The organism is Actinomadura madurae (assembly GCF_900115095.1).
Taxonomy (GTDB): Bacteria; Actinomycetota; Actinomycetes; order Streptosporangiales; family Streptosporangiaceae; genus Spirillospora; species Spirillospora madurae.
Genome location: NZ_FOVH01000012.1, coordinates 171,012 through 184,849, shown reverse-complemented (window position 1 = coordinate 184,849; position 13,838 = coordinate 171,012). Strand labels below are relative to the sequence as shown.

At 70.7% G+C, this 13,838-nt stretch carries 15 protein-coding genes; 6 read left to right on the top strand and 9 right to left on the bottom strand.

Annotated features, from left to right (window positions below; all coding sequences use genetic code 11):
- Positions 1-14: 14 nt before the first annotated feature.
- From BM339_RS30395 to BM339_RS30375, 5 genes are read right to left on the bottom strand one after another with little or no spacing between them, the layout of a single operon-like run.
- On the bottom strand, positions 15-1,049 hold the full coding sequence (locus tag BM339_RS30395; protein ID WP_177287818.1) for an acyl-CoA dehydrogenase family protein: 1,035 nt from the start codon (positions 1,047-1,049) through the stop codon (positions 15-17).
- A 1-nt stretch (position 1,050) separates the two neighbouring features.
- A complete protein-coding gene (locus tag BM339_RS30390; RefSeq protein ID WP_033329954.1) occupies positions 1,051-2,172 on the bottom strand; it encodes an acyl-CoA dehydrogenase family protein in 1,122 nt (373 codons plus the stop codon).
- Positions 2,169-2,939 (bottom strand): enoyl-CoA hydratase-related protein, encoded by a 771-nt coding sequence (locus BM339_RS30385; RefSeq protein WP_075023071.1) that lies wholly within the window; start codon positions 2,937-2,939, stop codon positions 2,169-2,171. Before BM339_RS30385 ends, BM339_RS30390 begins: the two co-directional genes overlap by 4 nt.
- Entirely contained in the window at positions 2,936-3,904 is a 969-nt protein-coding gene (locus tag BM339_RS30380; protein ID WP_075023070.1) for an acyl-CoA dehydrogenase family protein, read from the bottom strand. The genes BM339_RS30385 and BM339_RS30380 overlap by 4 nt, the downstream gene beginning before the upstream one ends.
- Positions 3,901-5,034, bottom strand: coding sequence for an acyl-CoA dehydrogenase family protein (locus BM339_RS30375; RefSeq protein ID WP_075023069.1), 1,134 nt, complete (start codon positions 5,032-5,034; stop codon positions 3,901-3,903). The genes BM339_RS30380 and BM339_RS30375 overlap by 4 nt, the downstream gene beginning before the upstream one ends.
- Positions 5,035-5,493: 459 nt before the next feature.
- Here BM339_RS30375 and BM339_RS30370 point away from each other — a divergent pair, with 459 nt between their 5' ends.
- From BM339_RS30370 to BM339_RS30345, 6 genes are read left to right on the top strand one after another with little or no spacing between them, the layout of a single operon-like run.
- On the top strand, positions 5,494-6,291 hold the full coding sequence (locus BM339_RS30370; RefSeq protein ID WP_021593980.1) for an enoyl-CoA hydratase/isomerase family protein: 798 nt from the start codon (positions 5,494-5,496) through the stop codon (positions 6,289-6,291).
- Positions 6,288-7,142 carry an enoyl-CoA hydratase-related protein gene (locus BM339_RS30365; protein WP_075023068.1) on the top strand — a complete coding sequence of 285 codons (855 nt, stop codon included), beginning with the start codon at positions 6,288-6,290 and terminating at the stop codon, positions 7,140-7,142. Before BM339_RS30370 ends, BM339_RS30365 begins: the two co-directional genes overlap by 4 nt.
- Complete coding sequence (locus BM339_RS30360; RefSeq protein ID WP_075023067.1) at positions 7,142-8,272, top strand: thiolase family protein; 1,131 nt, start codon at positions 7,142-7,144, stop codon at positions 8,270-8,272. The genes BM339_RS30365 and BM339_RS30360 overlap by 1 nt, the downstream gene beginning before the upstream one ends.
- Positions 8,269-9,069, top strand: a complete 801-nt coding sequence (locus tag BM339_RS30355) for a crotonase/enoyl-CoA hydratase family protein (protein WP_021593983.1) — start codon at positions 8,269-8,271, stop codon at positions 9,067-9,069. The genes BM339_RS30360 and BM339_RS30355 overlap by 4 nt, the downstream gene beginning before the upstream one ends.
- 5 nt (positions 9,070-9,074) lie before the next feature.
- Complete coding sequence (locus BM339_RS30350) at positions 9,075-10,217, top strand: acyl-CoA dehydrogenase family protein (protein WP_021593984.1); 1,143 nt, start codon at positions 9,075-9,077, stop codon at positions 10,215-10,217.
- On the top strand, positions 10,214-11,245 hold the full coding sequence (locus BM339_RS30345) for an acyl-CoA dehydrogenase family protein (protein ID WP_075023066.1): 1,032 nt from the start codon (positions 10,214-10,216) through the stop codon (positions 11,243-11,245). Before BM339_RS30350 ends, BM339_RS30345 begins: the two co-directional genes overlap by 4 nt.
- Positions 11,246-11,275: 30 nt before the next feature.
- Here the strand turns inward: BM339_RS30345 and BM339_RS30340 are convergent, their stop codons facing one another.
- Genes BM339_RS30340 through BM339_RS30325 form a run of 4 tightly spaced genes read right to left on the bottom strand, consistent with a single transcriptional unit; the run spans position 11,276 to position 13,612 of the window.
- Positions 11,276-11,626, bottom strand: coding sequence for a MaoC/PaaZ C-terminal domain-containing protein (locus BM339_RS30340; protein ID WP_052357214.1), 351 nt, complete (start codon positions 11,624-11,626; stop codon positions 11,276-11,278).
- A gap of 59 nt (positions 11,627-11,685) precedes the next feature.
- Positions 11,686-12,123, bottom strand: a complete 438-nt coding sequence (locus BM339_RS30335) for an FAS1-like dehydratase domain-containing protein (protein ID WP_083598134.1) — start codon at positions 12,121-12,123, stop codon at positions 11,686-11,688.
- Entirely contained in the window at positions 12,114-13,139 is a 1,026-nt protein-coding gene (locus BM339_RS30330; RefSeq protein WP_083598133.1) for a zinc-dependent alcohol dehydrogenase, read from the bottom strand. The genes BM339_RS30335 and BM339_RS30330 overlap by 10 nt, the downstream gene beginning before the upstream one ends.
- Complete coding sequence (locus tag BM339_RS30325; RefSeq protein ID WP_075023064.1) at positions 13,139-13,612, bottom strand: 2,4'-dihydroxyacetophenone dioxygenase family protein; 474 nt, start codon at positions 13,610-13,612, stop codon at positions 13,139-13,141. The genes BM339_RS30330 and BM339_RS30325 overlap by 1 nt, the downstream gene beginning before the upstream one ends.
- Positions 13,613-13,838 lie beyond the last annotated feature (226 nt).

Here is a 13,838-nt window from a genome sequence, read left to right as displayed (position 1 = left end):
CAGTGCCGTCCTCGCTATCCGACGATGGTTTCCCACAGCTTGGCGCCGCCGCCGGCCAGCGCGCGCCGGCCGGCCAGTTCGGTCCACACCACCGCGGATCTGCCCTCGTCGCGCCACGCCCAGATCCGTCGCGTGTAGTGGTGCAGCGGGTACTCCCGCGTGAAGCCGATCGCCCCGTGCAGCTGGTGGGCGTAGCGGGCGGCGTCCGTTCCCGCCCCGGCCGTGCGTGCGCGGGCGGCGGCGACGGCGAACGCGGCATCCGGACGCCCACGGGCGGCGGTGGCCTCGATCGCCGCCGCCCGCGCGATCGCGACCGCGCCGGCGATCTGCGCCGCGAGCTGCTTCACGGCCTGGAACTTGGCGATGGGCCGGCCGAACTGCTCGCGGGCGGTGACGTGGCCGACGGTCAGCTCTTCGATCTTCTCCAGCGCGCCGACCATGCCCCAGACGAGTGCCAGTGCCTCCGCGTCACGCGCGAGGTCGAGAACCCCCGTCAAGTCGAGGTCCGTCGTCGCCACGGGAACGACGACGTCGATCGCGGCCGTCCCGCGGGGTTCACCGGCCAGGTCGGTCCGCAGAGCCCACTCCAGCGACGCGTCGACCTCGGCGAGCACGATGCGCCCGGCGTCGCCGACGCCGAGCAGCAGCACGCTGGAGGCGGCCGGTGCGTACGACACGTCCGAAACGGTGCCGGTCAACCGCCATCGCCCGCCCTGCGCGGCCGCCCGGACCGGGGTCCACGCGACAGCCGTGGGGCCCGCCCGGTGCGGCAGTCCGAACATGTCGCGCAACATCGGCGCGACGAGCAACGTCTGCATCAGGGGCACGGGCGCCGCGAACCGCGCCGCCGCGCGCACCACGGCGACGGCGTCGTCGAAGCCCCCGCCGCTGCCGCCCTGCTCCTCGGGAATGCCGACGGCGGTGAGGCCGACACTCTCCAGGACTTTCCAGAGGTCCTCGGACCAGCCGCCCTCGCTCGCCTCCACGAGTGCCGGCGGGCAGCGGTCCGTCAGGACCTCGGTGAGCATCCCGTTCAGCTCGTCGTTCACGTCACAACCCCAGCCTTTTCGCGATGACCGAGCGGAGCACCTGCGTCGTGCCGCCGCGCAGCGTGAACCCGGGCGAATGCCTGATGCCCTGGCCCAGCAGCACATCGAGGCGCGATCCCGGCTCCGGTGGCCGCGCCAGTCCGCGGCGGACGATGTCGATCGAGTCCTGCTCGAAAGTGGTACCGACGTCCTTCGACGTCGCTGCCTGCACCGACGGGGTCTCCCCGCGCGCCACGCGCTCCACGACCTGGAGCGAGAGCGCCCGCACGCTCCACAACTGGCTGACCAGTGAGCCGATCGTCTCCTCTCGGTTCCGGGTGTGCTCGACCGGTTCTTCGGCATAGGCCCGAATCAGCATCATCGTGCTCATGTACCGTTCTGGCCCGCTGCGCTCGTCGGCCAGTTCGGTCGACACCTGCGCCCAGGCACCGTTCTCGGTGCCGAGCAGCATGCCGGCCGGCACCCGCACCTCGTCGAGGAACACCTCGTTGAAGTGGTGTTCGCCCGACAGCAGCAGCACCGGGCGGACGACGACGCCCGGCGCGCGCAGGTCGATGATGAGCTGGGAAAGTCCGTCGTGGCGGCTGGAACCCGGAAGGCTCCGGCACAACGTCAGCATGTAGTCCTTGTGGTGGGCGCCGCTGGTCCACAGCTTCGTACCGGAGACCACCCAGCTCCCGTCCGCCTGCTTGGTCGCGGTCGTCCGCACCGAGGCCAGGTCCGAGCCGCTGTCCGGCTCGGACAGACCCAGGCAGAACAGCGTCTCCCCCGCGGCCATCGCGGGCAGGAACCGGCGTTTCTGCTCCTCGCTACCGTGGCGCAGCAGGGACGGGCCGACCTGCCGGTCCCCGGCCCAGTACGCCGAGACCGGGGCACCCGCCGCGAGCAGTTCCTCCATCACGGTGAAGCGTTCCCTGGCGGTGCGTCCGTGCCCGCCGTACTCGGTGGGCCAGACCATGCCGATCCAGCCGCGGCGGCCGAGCTCGCGGGTGAACTCCCGGGAGAAGCCCGCCAGCCAGCTGTCCACGCCGGGCTCGAACGTGCCCGCGGCGAGCTGCTCGGCGAGGAAGGCACGCACCTCGCCGCGCAACCGCGCGAGTGCTCCGGCGTCCACCCCGCTCACCGCCCGCTCCACTGGGGAGGACGCTTCTCGCCGAAAGCCGCCGCACCTTCCTTGGCGTCCTCCGTGGCCCGGATCCCCCGCACCTGCGCGTCGTTGACGTCCCAGGCGGTTGCCTCCAGACCACGCTCGATGGTCCGGCTGATCGCCAGCGTGCCGGCGATCGCGAGCGGGGCACCGGAACAGACGGCGTCCGCCAGCTCGCGAACGGTGCCGGCGAGCTCCTCCGGCGGCACCACCCGGTTCAGCAACCCCCATCGTTCAGCCTGCTCGGCGGTCAGCCTGCCGTCCGCCAGCAGAATCTCGCGGGCGACCGCCCCGGGCAGCAGCTGGGGCAGCCGGATCGCGCCACCGCCCCCGGCGATGATCCCGCGCTGCGGCTCGGGCAGCGCGAACCACGCGGTGGGCACCGCGACGACGAGATCGCAGGCCAGCACCAGCTCGAAACCGCCGCCCAGCGCCGGCCCGTTGACCCCCGCGACCACCGGCTTGGTGCGCGGGTAGCGGACGAAGCCGGCGAAGCCGCCGTCGGCGCCGCCGAGCCGGTTCTGGATCCCGGCACGCGACTCGGACAGGTCCATTCCGGCGCAGAAGACCGGCCCGACGCCGGTGAGGACGCCGACCCGCAGGTCGTCGTTGGTCTCCAGCTCCACGATCGCGTCATGGAACAGGGCTTTGGCCGCCTGGTCGATCGCATTGCGCTTGTCCGGGCGGTTGAGGGTGATGGTCAGCACCCCGCCGTCGACGGAGACCAGCACAGGCTCGTTCACAGATGAAGCCCCTCCTCGAAGCGGTCGCGCCACGTGCCGACCGGTGGGGTGACCGCGGTGGACCGCGCCGCGGCTCCGACGCGACCGTCGATGTCGTGGCTGCCCAGCAGGTCCAGCAGCACAAGGCCGCGGTACAGGTAACGGTGGAATTCGTGCTCCCGGGTGTAGCCGATCGCGCCGAGGACCTGCTGTGCGCCACGAGCCGCGGTGTCGAAGGCGCGAGTACCGAGGCCGACGGCGACCAGCGGCGCCAGCGGCGCGGACTCGGGATCGTCGATCAGGTGCAGCGCGTTCCGGTTGGCCGCGTCCGCGGCCGCGACGGAGACGGCGACCTCGGCGAGCAGGTGTTGAACGGCCTGGAACCGGCCGATCGGCCGGCCGAACTGCTCCCGCGTGCGCACGTGGTCACGTCCGAGTTCGAGCAGGTGCGCGCACATGCCGGCGAGCTGGAGCGAGAGCGCGACCTGGACGCGCGCCGTGGCCAGGCCGGGTGCCGCGCCAGGGACCGGTGTGGCGTCCGCGGTGGCCTCCGCCGCCACCGACAACAGGCTGACTCCAGGATCCACGGTCTGCACCCGGGTGGCCCGATCAGCGGGCAATGACCTGACCGATGCCGCGTCGACGAGCAGGAGCCGGGCCGGCTCCGCCCCGCCGCCGGGGAGGCCGAGGTAGCCGCCGTCCGGGCCGGGCAGCATGGCCACCGCGCCGTCGAGTTCGTACCCCGGCACCGTGGCGGCAAGAAATGTCTCCGACGTCCCGGCGAGTGCGAGCGCGCCCCCCTGCCCCTCGAACATCGCCCGCGCCGCCGCGCTCCGCATGCCGGGATCGTCGAGCATCTCGGTCCAGCCGAAGTCCGCGAGGTCCGCAACGCCGACACCCTCTGGCCGCTCCTGGAACAACCGGTCTACGGTGGCACGAATCTCGGCGTATCCGTCGTCGGGGATGCTGTGTTCGAGCCGGATCATCGCGCCTTCTCACGGAGCTGGAGGATCTGGTCGGCGATGATCGTCCGCTGGATCTCCGCGGATCCCCCGTAGATCGGCGCCGACCTGCTGTGCAAGTACTCGTGCAGCCGGCCGCGCCAGCCGGGGGTTCCGTCGTCGACACCGACGGGCCGCATCCGGTGCGCCAGCTCGTGGACGGATCGCTCGGCCCTGGACAGCAGCAGCTTGTCGATCGACACCTGCGGGCCGTCGCTGCGGCCTGCCGCCAGGGCCCGCAGGGTGCCCAGCGAACGCAGCCGGAGCGCGATGACGTCCTGATAAGCCGCGCCACGGCCGGGGTCGTCCCCCGGCGGCAACTGGCGGAGCAGGCCCAGCAACGCGGCCTGGCGCAGCCAGGAGAACATGCCGCGCTCCCACTGCAGCAGGTACTGCGCCACCGCCCAGCCGCCGTCGACGTCGCCGATGCGCCGCTCGTCGGGAACCTGGACGTCATCGAAGAAGATCTCGCCGAAGTGCTGGGTGAAGGACATGTCGTCGATCGGCCGGCACTCCACCCCTGGCGAGTCCATGTCGACCAGGAACAGCGACAGGCCACGGTGCCGCGATTCCGGCGAGCCGGTTCGCGCCAGCACCGCACACCGGTCGGCACCGGGTGCGCGCGTCGACCAGGTCTTCTGGCCCGAGAGGGACCACCCCTGCCCGGTGCGGGTGGCGCGTGTCCGCAGCGATGCAAGGTCGCTGCCCGCCTCCGGCTCGGAGAACCCCTGGCACCACGCCTCGGCGCCGGCCACCAGGGGCGGCAGCATCCGTTCGGCAAGCCCGGGGGCGAACCGCTGCAGTGTCGGCGCGAGGATCTCGACGACGTTGACGGTGCTCGGCACGGCGATGTCCGCTGCGCCGAGCAGGTCGTAGACCGCCGCGCGCAGCCCGATGTCGTCGCCGGTGCCGCCGTACTCCTTGGGCCAGCCCCGGGCCAGCCAGCCCTCGTCGTACAACCAGGACTGGAGTGTCTTCTGGGCGCCCAGGTACTCCTGCGCGGAAGCGGGCCGGAGTGCGGCCTCGCTCAGCTCGGTGGCCTGGGTGCGGTGGGCGGCGAGCCAGCGCGCGAACTCCGCCGACAACTCGGCGGAGGCGAGTACGTCAGCCGACATGGAAGACCACCGTGGTGACCCGCTCGGCATCACCGTCGTCGGCCGGGCGGCGCACGATTTCGGACATGACGCTCCTTCGTGCAAGAGTGAGAACAGTATCCCATATTGAAACAGAGACCGCAATCATCGATCCGTTTGGCGTCGTCAAGCGGACGATGCGGCAAATACCAGGGTCCTCAACCGCCGAGCCACCGGTCGCCCCATGATGCTCGCGGGGACCATCGACGCCGGGGCGCCAGGGCAGCGGCCGGGATGCCGGGCGCGGCGGCCCGCACGGCATCGCGAGCCACACGGCTGAGCGCGGCGTGGCCGTCGGCGCGCACTGCGCCACCGACTATGCAGGATTCTGAATTATCCGCCACTGTCACCCTATGCACGGAGCAAGCCGGACTCGTTGCGCGCCCCCCACAACATTCGGTATCCTTTTTATCGAGATCACTGCTGATATGGAGAGCCGCGATGTCGCACCCAACGACCGATGCGATCCTCGTCGAAAGCGACGGGCCGGTGCGCATCGTGACCCTGAACCGGCCGGACTCCCGGAACGCGATCGTGCAGGACGTCAAGGACGCGTTGCTGAGGATCTGGGACGACCTCGCCGACGACCTCGACGTCCGGGCGGTCGTGCTGACCGGCGCCGGGTCGGCGTTCTCGGCCGGCGGGGACATCGCCAACTTCCCGAACGTCGCCGCCGACGGCGACTACCGCCGCCGGGTGCGGCTGCGGAACGGTCGCAAGATCATCGACTCGCTGACCAGCTTCCCGCTGCCGCTGGTGGTCGCCGTCAACGGCCCGGCCGTGGGCCTCGGCTGCAGCATCGCCTCCCTCGGTGACGTCATCTACGCCTCGACCGACGCCTTCTTCGCCGACCCGCACGTGTCCATCGGGCTGGTGGCCGGTGACGGGGGCGCGGCGACGTGGCCCCTGATGATGAGCCTGGCGCGGGCGAAGGAGTACATCCTGACGGGAGACCGCATCCCGGCGGACGAGGCGTACCGCCTCGGCCTGGTCAACCACGTGGTACCGCCCGAAGAACTGTTGCCCAGCGCGCTCGCCATGGCCCACCGTCTCGCCGCGCAGCCTCCCCAGGCGGTCCAGGAGACCAAGCGTGCGCTCAACCTGCACATCCAGCGTGCCGCGTACGCGGTACTGGACGTCGCCATGACGGCCGAGAGCGAATCGTTCCTGACCGACGAGCACCAGAGTCGGGTCCAGGCCTTCCTCGACCGCTCGAACAAGGGGTCCGCGAAAGCATGACCAGCCACGCCACGGCAGACGAAACCACCGGCGAGCCGCTCGTCAAGTACGAGGTGAACGACGGCGTCGCCCTGATCACGTGGAACCGTCCACATCGGCGGAACGCCTGGACGCCCGCGATGGAGGCCGAGTACTTCGGCCTGCTCCGCGCCGCCGCGGCCGACGGCGACGTCCGGGCCATCGTGGTCACCGGAGCCGGAGGCGACTTCTGTCCGGGCATGGACGTGGCGGTCCTGCTCGACGCGGCGAACGGCTCCAATGCCGGCAACCCCGAGCACCGGGAACCGCAAACCCTGCCGATGACGATTCCAAAGCCGATCATCGCGGCGATCGAAGGCGCCTGTGCCGGCACCGGTTTCATCCAGGCCTGCGTCTCCGACGTCCGCTTCGCGGCGCCCGACGCCAAGATCACCGCCGCGTTCGTCCGGCGGGGCATCATGGCCGAACACGGCCTGTCCGTCCTGCTGCCGGCGCTGGTGGGCACCGCCCACGCCATGGACACCCTCCTGTCCGGCCGCATCATCCGGGGCAGCGAGGCCGCGCAGATGGGTCTGGTCCGGCTTTCGGAGAACGTGCTCGACGACGCGCTGGCCTATGCGCGCGATCTGGCCGCCAACACCTCGCCACAGGCCGTCGCGGTCACCAAGATGCAGATGTACCGCGAACTGCGGGCGCCGGTCGAGCAGGCCCGGCTCACAGCGTTGAAGCTGTGGCGAACCTTGCGTGAGCACAACGATTTCAAGGAAGGCGTGCGAAGCTTCAAGGAGCGTCGCCCGCCCCGTTTCGCACCTGTCGGTGAGGCGGAGCTCGACCGTCTCGAGAAGCTCTGGACCGGGACCGGTGATCTGTAGTGGGTAACGTCTATCTCCTCGGTGGCCTGCGGACGCCGTTCGCGCGCCGTAAGGGCGCCCTGGCCGACACGCACCCCGCCGAACTGCTCGGCACCCTGACCAAGAACGCGCTGACCTCGGTCGGCGTCGCACCCGAAGACGTCGATCAGGTCATCACCGGCTGCGTGACCAAGACCGGCGACCAGGCCAACAGCATCGGACGCACGGCGTGGCTCACCGCGGGCCTCCCGTCCGAGGTTCCCGGTACGACGGTCGACGCGCGCTGTGGCTCCAGCCAGCAGGCGGCGCACTACGGAGCCGGGCTCATCGCGTCCGGCGCGGTCGACGTGGTGGTCGCCAACGGCGTCGAGCACATGACGCGCCATCCACTCGGGCAGGACGTCGGCGAAGGCATGGGAGATCCGCTCTCCCCGCAGTACCGCGACCTGTACGAGGTCACCTCGCAGGGCGAGTCGGCGGAGCGGATCGCCGACCACTGGAAGCAGGACCGGGTCCGGTGCGACGAACTCGCGCTCGCTTCGCAGGAACGAGCCCGCGACGCCATCGCGAGCGGCCGCCTCGCGATCGAGATCGACCCGGTCGGCGCGTTCGCGACCGACTCGGGTCCACGCGAGAGCACCATGGAGGGCTTGGGCGCCCTGCGCACCGTCTTCCGGCCCGATGGCGTGCTGACGGCAGGCAACTCGTCCCAGATCACCGACGGCGCGTCCTGCGTCGTGCTCGTCTCCGAGTCGTTCGCCGTCGAACACGGTCTCACCCCGCTCGCCCAGGTCGAGCACCAGACCCTGGTCGGCGTCGACCCGGTGTGGAAGCTGACGGGACCGATGCCGGCCACCAAGAAGATCCTGGAGCGCAACGGGCTGCGCCCGTCCGACATCGGGACCGCCGAGGTCAACGAGGCGTTCGCCAGTGTCCTCGGCGCCTGGCTGGAGGAGATCGGCTTCCCGCACGAGCGGACGAACGTCAACGGCGGCGCCATCGCACTCGGGCACCCGGTCGGCGCGACCGGCACCCGGCTGCTGCTCACCGCCGCACACGAACTCCGCCGAGGCGGTCACGAGCGCGCCCTGGTCACGATGTGCTGCGGCGGCGGTCTGGGCACCGCGACGATCCTGAAAGCGGTCGCGTGAAGGCCCCGCTGACGCGGGAGCGGGACGGTCACACCGAAATCTGGACACTGGACCTTCCCGACCAGCGCAATCCGATCACCGGCGACCACACGGTCTCGTGCCTCACCTCGGCCGTCGCCGACGTCAACGCCGACACCGACGTGCGGTGCGTCATCCTCACCGGCGCGGGCAAAGCCTTCTCCTCCGGGGGAAACATCAAGGACATTCGCGAAGGGCGCGGCTACTTCGGTGCGGAACCGTTCCACTCCGCCGAGGGGTACCGCGCGGGGATCCAGCGCGTGCCCCGGGCGCTGCACGCCTGCGAGGTACCGGTGATCGCGGCCGTCAACGGCCCCGCGGTCGGCGCCGGGTGCGATCTCGCGCTGATGTGCGATCTGCGGATCGCCTCCACACGCGCCACCTTCGCGGAGAGCTTCGTCAAACTCGGCCTCATCCCGGGTGATGGTGGCGCCTGGCTGCTTCCCCGGGTCGTCGGCAACGCCCGTGCGATGGAGATGACCTTCACCGGCGACCCGGTCGACGCGGCCACCGCGCTCGCGTGGGGACTTGTCTCCCAGGTCGTGGAACCGGAGGACCTGCTCGACGCGGCACGTGCGCTGGCGGCCCGGATCACGGTGAACCCGCCGCTCGCTCTGCGCATGGCCAAGCGCCTGATCCGCGAGGGACAGCACCATCGCCTGGACGACGTCCTGGAGCTCTCGGCCGCCCTGCAGGCGATCGCCCATCACACACGCGACCACAAAGAGGCCATCGCGGCGACCGCCGAGGGACGCCCCGCGGTCTTCACGGCGGAGTGACGCGGATGGCCGTCAATCTGTTTCCACCGCCGATGTTCGAGGACGCGGTGCTGACCGGCCTGCGCCGGGAAGTGCGTGAGTTCGTCACGCGGGAGATCGAATCCGGTGCGTTCCGCCCGGCGGTCGACAGCTGGATGACCGGGTGGGACCGGGAGTTCACCCTCCGGCTCGCGGCACGCGGCTGGCTCGGGATGACCATCCCCGTGGAGTACGGCGGGCATGGCCGGTCGTACCTGGAGCGCTTCGTCGTCACCGAGGAACTCCTCGCGGCCGGTGCCCCGGTCACCGCCCACTGGTTCGCCGACCGTCAGGTGGCGCCGGCACTGGTGCGCTTCGGGACCGAGGAGCAGCGGCGCGAGCTGCTCCCCCGCATCGCCGCGGGCACCGCCCTGTTCGCGATCGGCATGAGTGAGCCGGACTCCGGCTCCGACCTCGCCGCCGTGCGCACCCGGGCGACCCGCACCGACGGTGGGTGGCGGGTCGAGGGGACCAAGCTCTGGACGTCGAACGCTCACCGGTCCGACTACGCGATCTGCCTGGTTCGGACCACGCCCCTGGACCCCGAGCACCGGCACTCCGGGCTCAGCCAGCTCATCGTCGACCTGCGCGCGGAGGGCGTCGAGATCCGCCCGATCGTCTCGCTCAACGGTGAGCACCACTTCAACGAGGTGCATTTCGGCGGGGTCCACGTGCCGGACTCGATGGTGCTGGGCGAGGTCGGGAACGGCTGGCGGCAGGTCACGGCCGAGCTCGCCTTCGAGCGCAGCGGTCCGGAGCGTTTCCTGTCGGTCCAGCCCCTTCTGGAGGAACTGGTGGCCGCCACGCGCGCCGGTGAACTGCCCGCGGGCGCCGACCTGGGCCGGTTCTTCGCCCGGATGATCGGGCTGCACCAGATGTCGATCTCCGTGGCCGGCGCGCTTCAACGGGGCGAGGCCGCCGACGTGGCAGCCGGTGTGGTCAAGCACCTGGGCACGGTCACCGAGGGCGACCTCACCGAGCATGCCGCGGGTCTGCTGGGGAACCCGGCCTCCCCCGGGCTTCGCGCGGCCGCCGAACGTTCCCTGCTCGCCCGCCCCGGTTACACGTTGCGCGGTGGCACCAACGAGATCTTGCGCGGGGTCATCGCGCGCGGATTGGGACTGCGATGACCCCGTCGACCACTGTGGACACCGATTTCGTCCGGCTCCTGGCCGACATCTTCGGCGACTGGCGGCGTGGCCGGAAGGAGCCGACGGCGTCGCTGAGCCTGGACCGCGCACTGTGGGCCACGCTGAGCGGGAGCGACCTGACGCGGTTGACCGCCACGAACGGTACGGGGGCGACCTGGGCGGAAGCCGCGGAGCTGCTCCGCGCCGCGGCACGGGCGGCGGCGCCGGTGCCGCTCGCCGAGAACGACCTTCTCGCCCTGTGGCTCTTGGCACGCTCCGGTCTCGGCGATGCCGGCGACGCCGGCGGGATACGGACGGTCGCGACCCTCGACCCGGCCGGCCGGGCTCGCGGGGTGCCGTGGGCCGGCTGCGCCGACAGCGTGGTCGCCCTCTGGCAGGACGAAGGCCGCTGGTTCGTGGCCGATGTCCCGGCCGCCGCGGTCACCGTCGTTTCCGGTCACGATCTGGCCGGGCAGCCCCGCGACGACGTCCAGGTCGATCTCGCCGCACTGAGCGGGGTGCCGGTCGCGGAGCCGGTCCGTCGCGAGTACCTGCTGCGTGGTGCCCTGGCCAGGGCGGTTCAGTCGACCGGCGCGCTGGAGCAGGCGGTCGGGCTGTCGATCTCCCACACCTCACAGCGCCACCAGTTCGGCCGGCCCATCGCGAAGTTCCAGGCGGTCCAGCAGCTCGTCGCCGATGCGGCGTGCGAGTCGGCCCTCGCCCGGGCCGCGACGGACGCCGCGGTGGCGGCGCTGATGCGCGGCACCGACACGCTCGACGAGCTCGAACTGCGCGTCGCGATCGCCCGCTCGGTGACCGGGCACGCGACCTCGGTCGTCGTGCGCAACGCGCACCAGGTACACGGCGCGATCGGCACGACGCTCGAACACCCGCTGCACGAGGTCACGTTGCCCGCGCTCGCCTGGCGGTCGGAGTTCGGCTCGCTGGACCACTGGGACCGGCGCCTCACCGACCTGCTGATCGGCGCGGGGGGCAGCGCCTGGCAGCTGGGGGTCCCCCTGCGTTAGCTCGGCTCGTCCAGCACGGCGTGAGATCGGTCAGCGCCGGATCACGAATTCGGCCATGCCCTCGACGACTGTGGCGCCGTCGGTGTCCGTGAGGGTCAACCGGACCTCGACTCGCGATTCGCCCTCCACGTCGAAGACGCGGGTGATCACGCCGCGTGCGGTGACGACGGCGCCCCGGAAAACGACTCTCCGGAACCGGGTACGGAACCGCCGGACGGAATCCGTGCCGAAATGCTCGGTGCAGTAGGTGGCCAGGTAGCCCGCGTTGAGCATGCCCACCCCGAAGGACGCCGGATACCCGGCGCCGCGGGCGAGTTCGTCGTCATGATGCATGGGGTTCAGGTCACCGCTCGCGCCCTGATAACGGACTATGTCGGTCATCGTGAGGGGTCCGAAGTCCCTTGGCGGCAACCGCGTGCCGGCCCGCGGATCGGTACCGGTCATGACGCCTTCCCGGGCGTGTTCAGGTAGGCCGACGTGTAGCGGCACTCCGCGCGCAGAACGTCATCGTCGCCGCGGAACTCGACCGCGAATCGAACCAGCAGCATCCGGCCGCTTCTCCCGTGTTTTTCCTCCACCCCGTCGAAGCGCAGCGACGTCGTGAGCACATCGCCCGCCCTGGGCAGCTCGCCGTGGAACACGTACTCCTGTTCCAGGGAAAGCAGATTACGGACATCGCGTTCGACGCCGGCGTCCGCCCACGCCGCCACCGCCTCGGGCAGGTCGAACACGTCGCCCAAGGTTTCCCAGAAGACGACGGTGGCCAGGAACGTCGGCGGGATCGGCGCCTTCGGATCGTCCAGGTATTCGGCGCGCTCGTTGGCCGTGGCGACCGCGTACTCGCGGATCTTTCCCCGTTCGACCGGCATCACGGCCATGGCGATCGCCCTTCGGTGCCGTTGGGCGCGACGAGGATCTTCAAGGCGTCCCCGGTGCCGTGCAGCCGCAAAGCGGCCGCCACGTCCTCCAGCGGCACGATCGTCGTGATGAGCGAGTCCAGATCCAGGCGGCCCAGCACGTTCAGGGCGCGGCGGGCCGTGTGGGACGTCGTGTAGGAGCCGGTCAGGGTGAGTTCCCGGTTGTACAGGTCGAACGGCCGAACCGGGATCGTGGCGTCCTCACGGGGCACGCCTGCGACGACGAGGCGGCCACGCGGGGCCAGCGCGCCCACGGCATCGCCTATCGCCGCAGCCGAGCCGGAGAAGTCGACGATCACGTCGAACGGCGCAGCGCCGCCAGAGGTCATCGCCTCGCGCAGCGTCGCGCCGCTGACGTCCAGCACCTGGTCGGCGAAGCGGGCGGCCGTGACCTGCTTGCTGGAGACCGGTTCGCTGACCGCCACGAACCCGGCTCCCAGCAGCCGCGCGACCTGTACGGCCAGCAATCCGAGCGGCCCGGCTCCCAGCACCAGGACCGCTTCGCCGGCCCGGATGGCCGACTGTTCGACGGCGTGCAGCACGGTCGCCACGGGCTCGAGCAGGGCACCGTGGCGCAGGCTCACCGTTTCGGGCAGCCGGAACAGCTGCCCGGGCCGGTAGCTCGCACGGCGTGCGAACCCGGCCGCGCCGACATGGCGGCGAAGGCAGAACTGCGGCTGGCCGAGCTTGCAGTGGTCGCACGATCCGCACTCGGCGAACAAGTTGGCCGCGACCCGATCCCCCACGGCGAGATCCGAGACCCGCGCCCCGACCGCGGCGACCACCCCGGAGACCTCGTGACCCAGAACACGGGGCGGGGCGCCGGCGGTCAGCCTGCCGCTGACGATATGCGCGTCAGATCCGCAGAACCCGCAGTAGGCCACGTCGACCAGGACGGAGTCCTCGCCGATCACCGGCTCCGGCCAGTCAGGTTCCGCGGCGAGCACTCCCCCGCCTCGCCACACTCCGGCGAGCATCAGTTCTTCACGACGGAGGCGGGCAACTCAAGGCCCTGCTTGGCCAGCGCCGCCTTGACGTCCTCCAGCATGGTCTGGGCGTCGGAGTACCCGGTCATCACATCGTTGTCGTCGAAGTAGATGAACGCGCCCTGGGTGATGAACAAGGCCCGCATGTCCTCGTCGACGTGCAAGGTGTGGTTGGTGCCCGGTGGTTCGTACACATAGGAGTTGGCCTCGGCGAACCAGTCGTACTCGAGGTAGTGCCACTTCCCCTTCATCGTGTACGCGTGCACCGGGCCGGTGTGGTGGTGTTTCTGCAGCTGGGTGCCCGCCTGGTAGTCGATGATGTTGACGAACGTGTTGGTGGCCAGCGAAACCGCGATCAGCTGCATGCGGACGACGCCCCACGGGCGGTCGAGGACGGCCCACGGAATGTCTTCGAGCGACGTGTGCTCGGTCGCCCCAAGGTCCGGCGGCAACATCATCGGCATGACACGGACTCCCCACCAGGCGTGACTATAAGGGATACTCTTATCTGTTTCACTGGTGGTGTCAATAGATGCGCCCGGCACATCGCCCGGTCGTCAGCCAGGGCTGACCGCGTTCTCAAATGCTGAGACGCAAGGGGTGGGTCACAGGATGACGGCGATGGGTGTGTCGTGACCCTGACGTGCGACAAGGCCGACGTTCGCCACGCGAGGGTATAGTTCGTCGCGA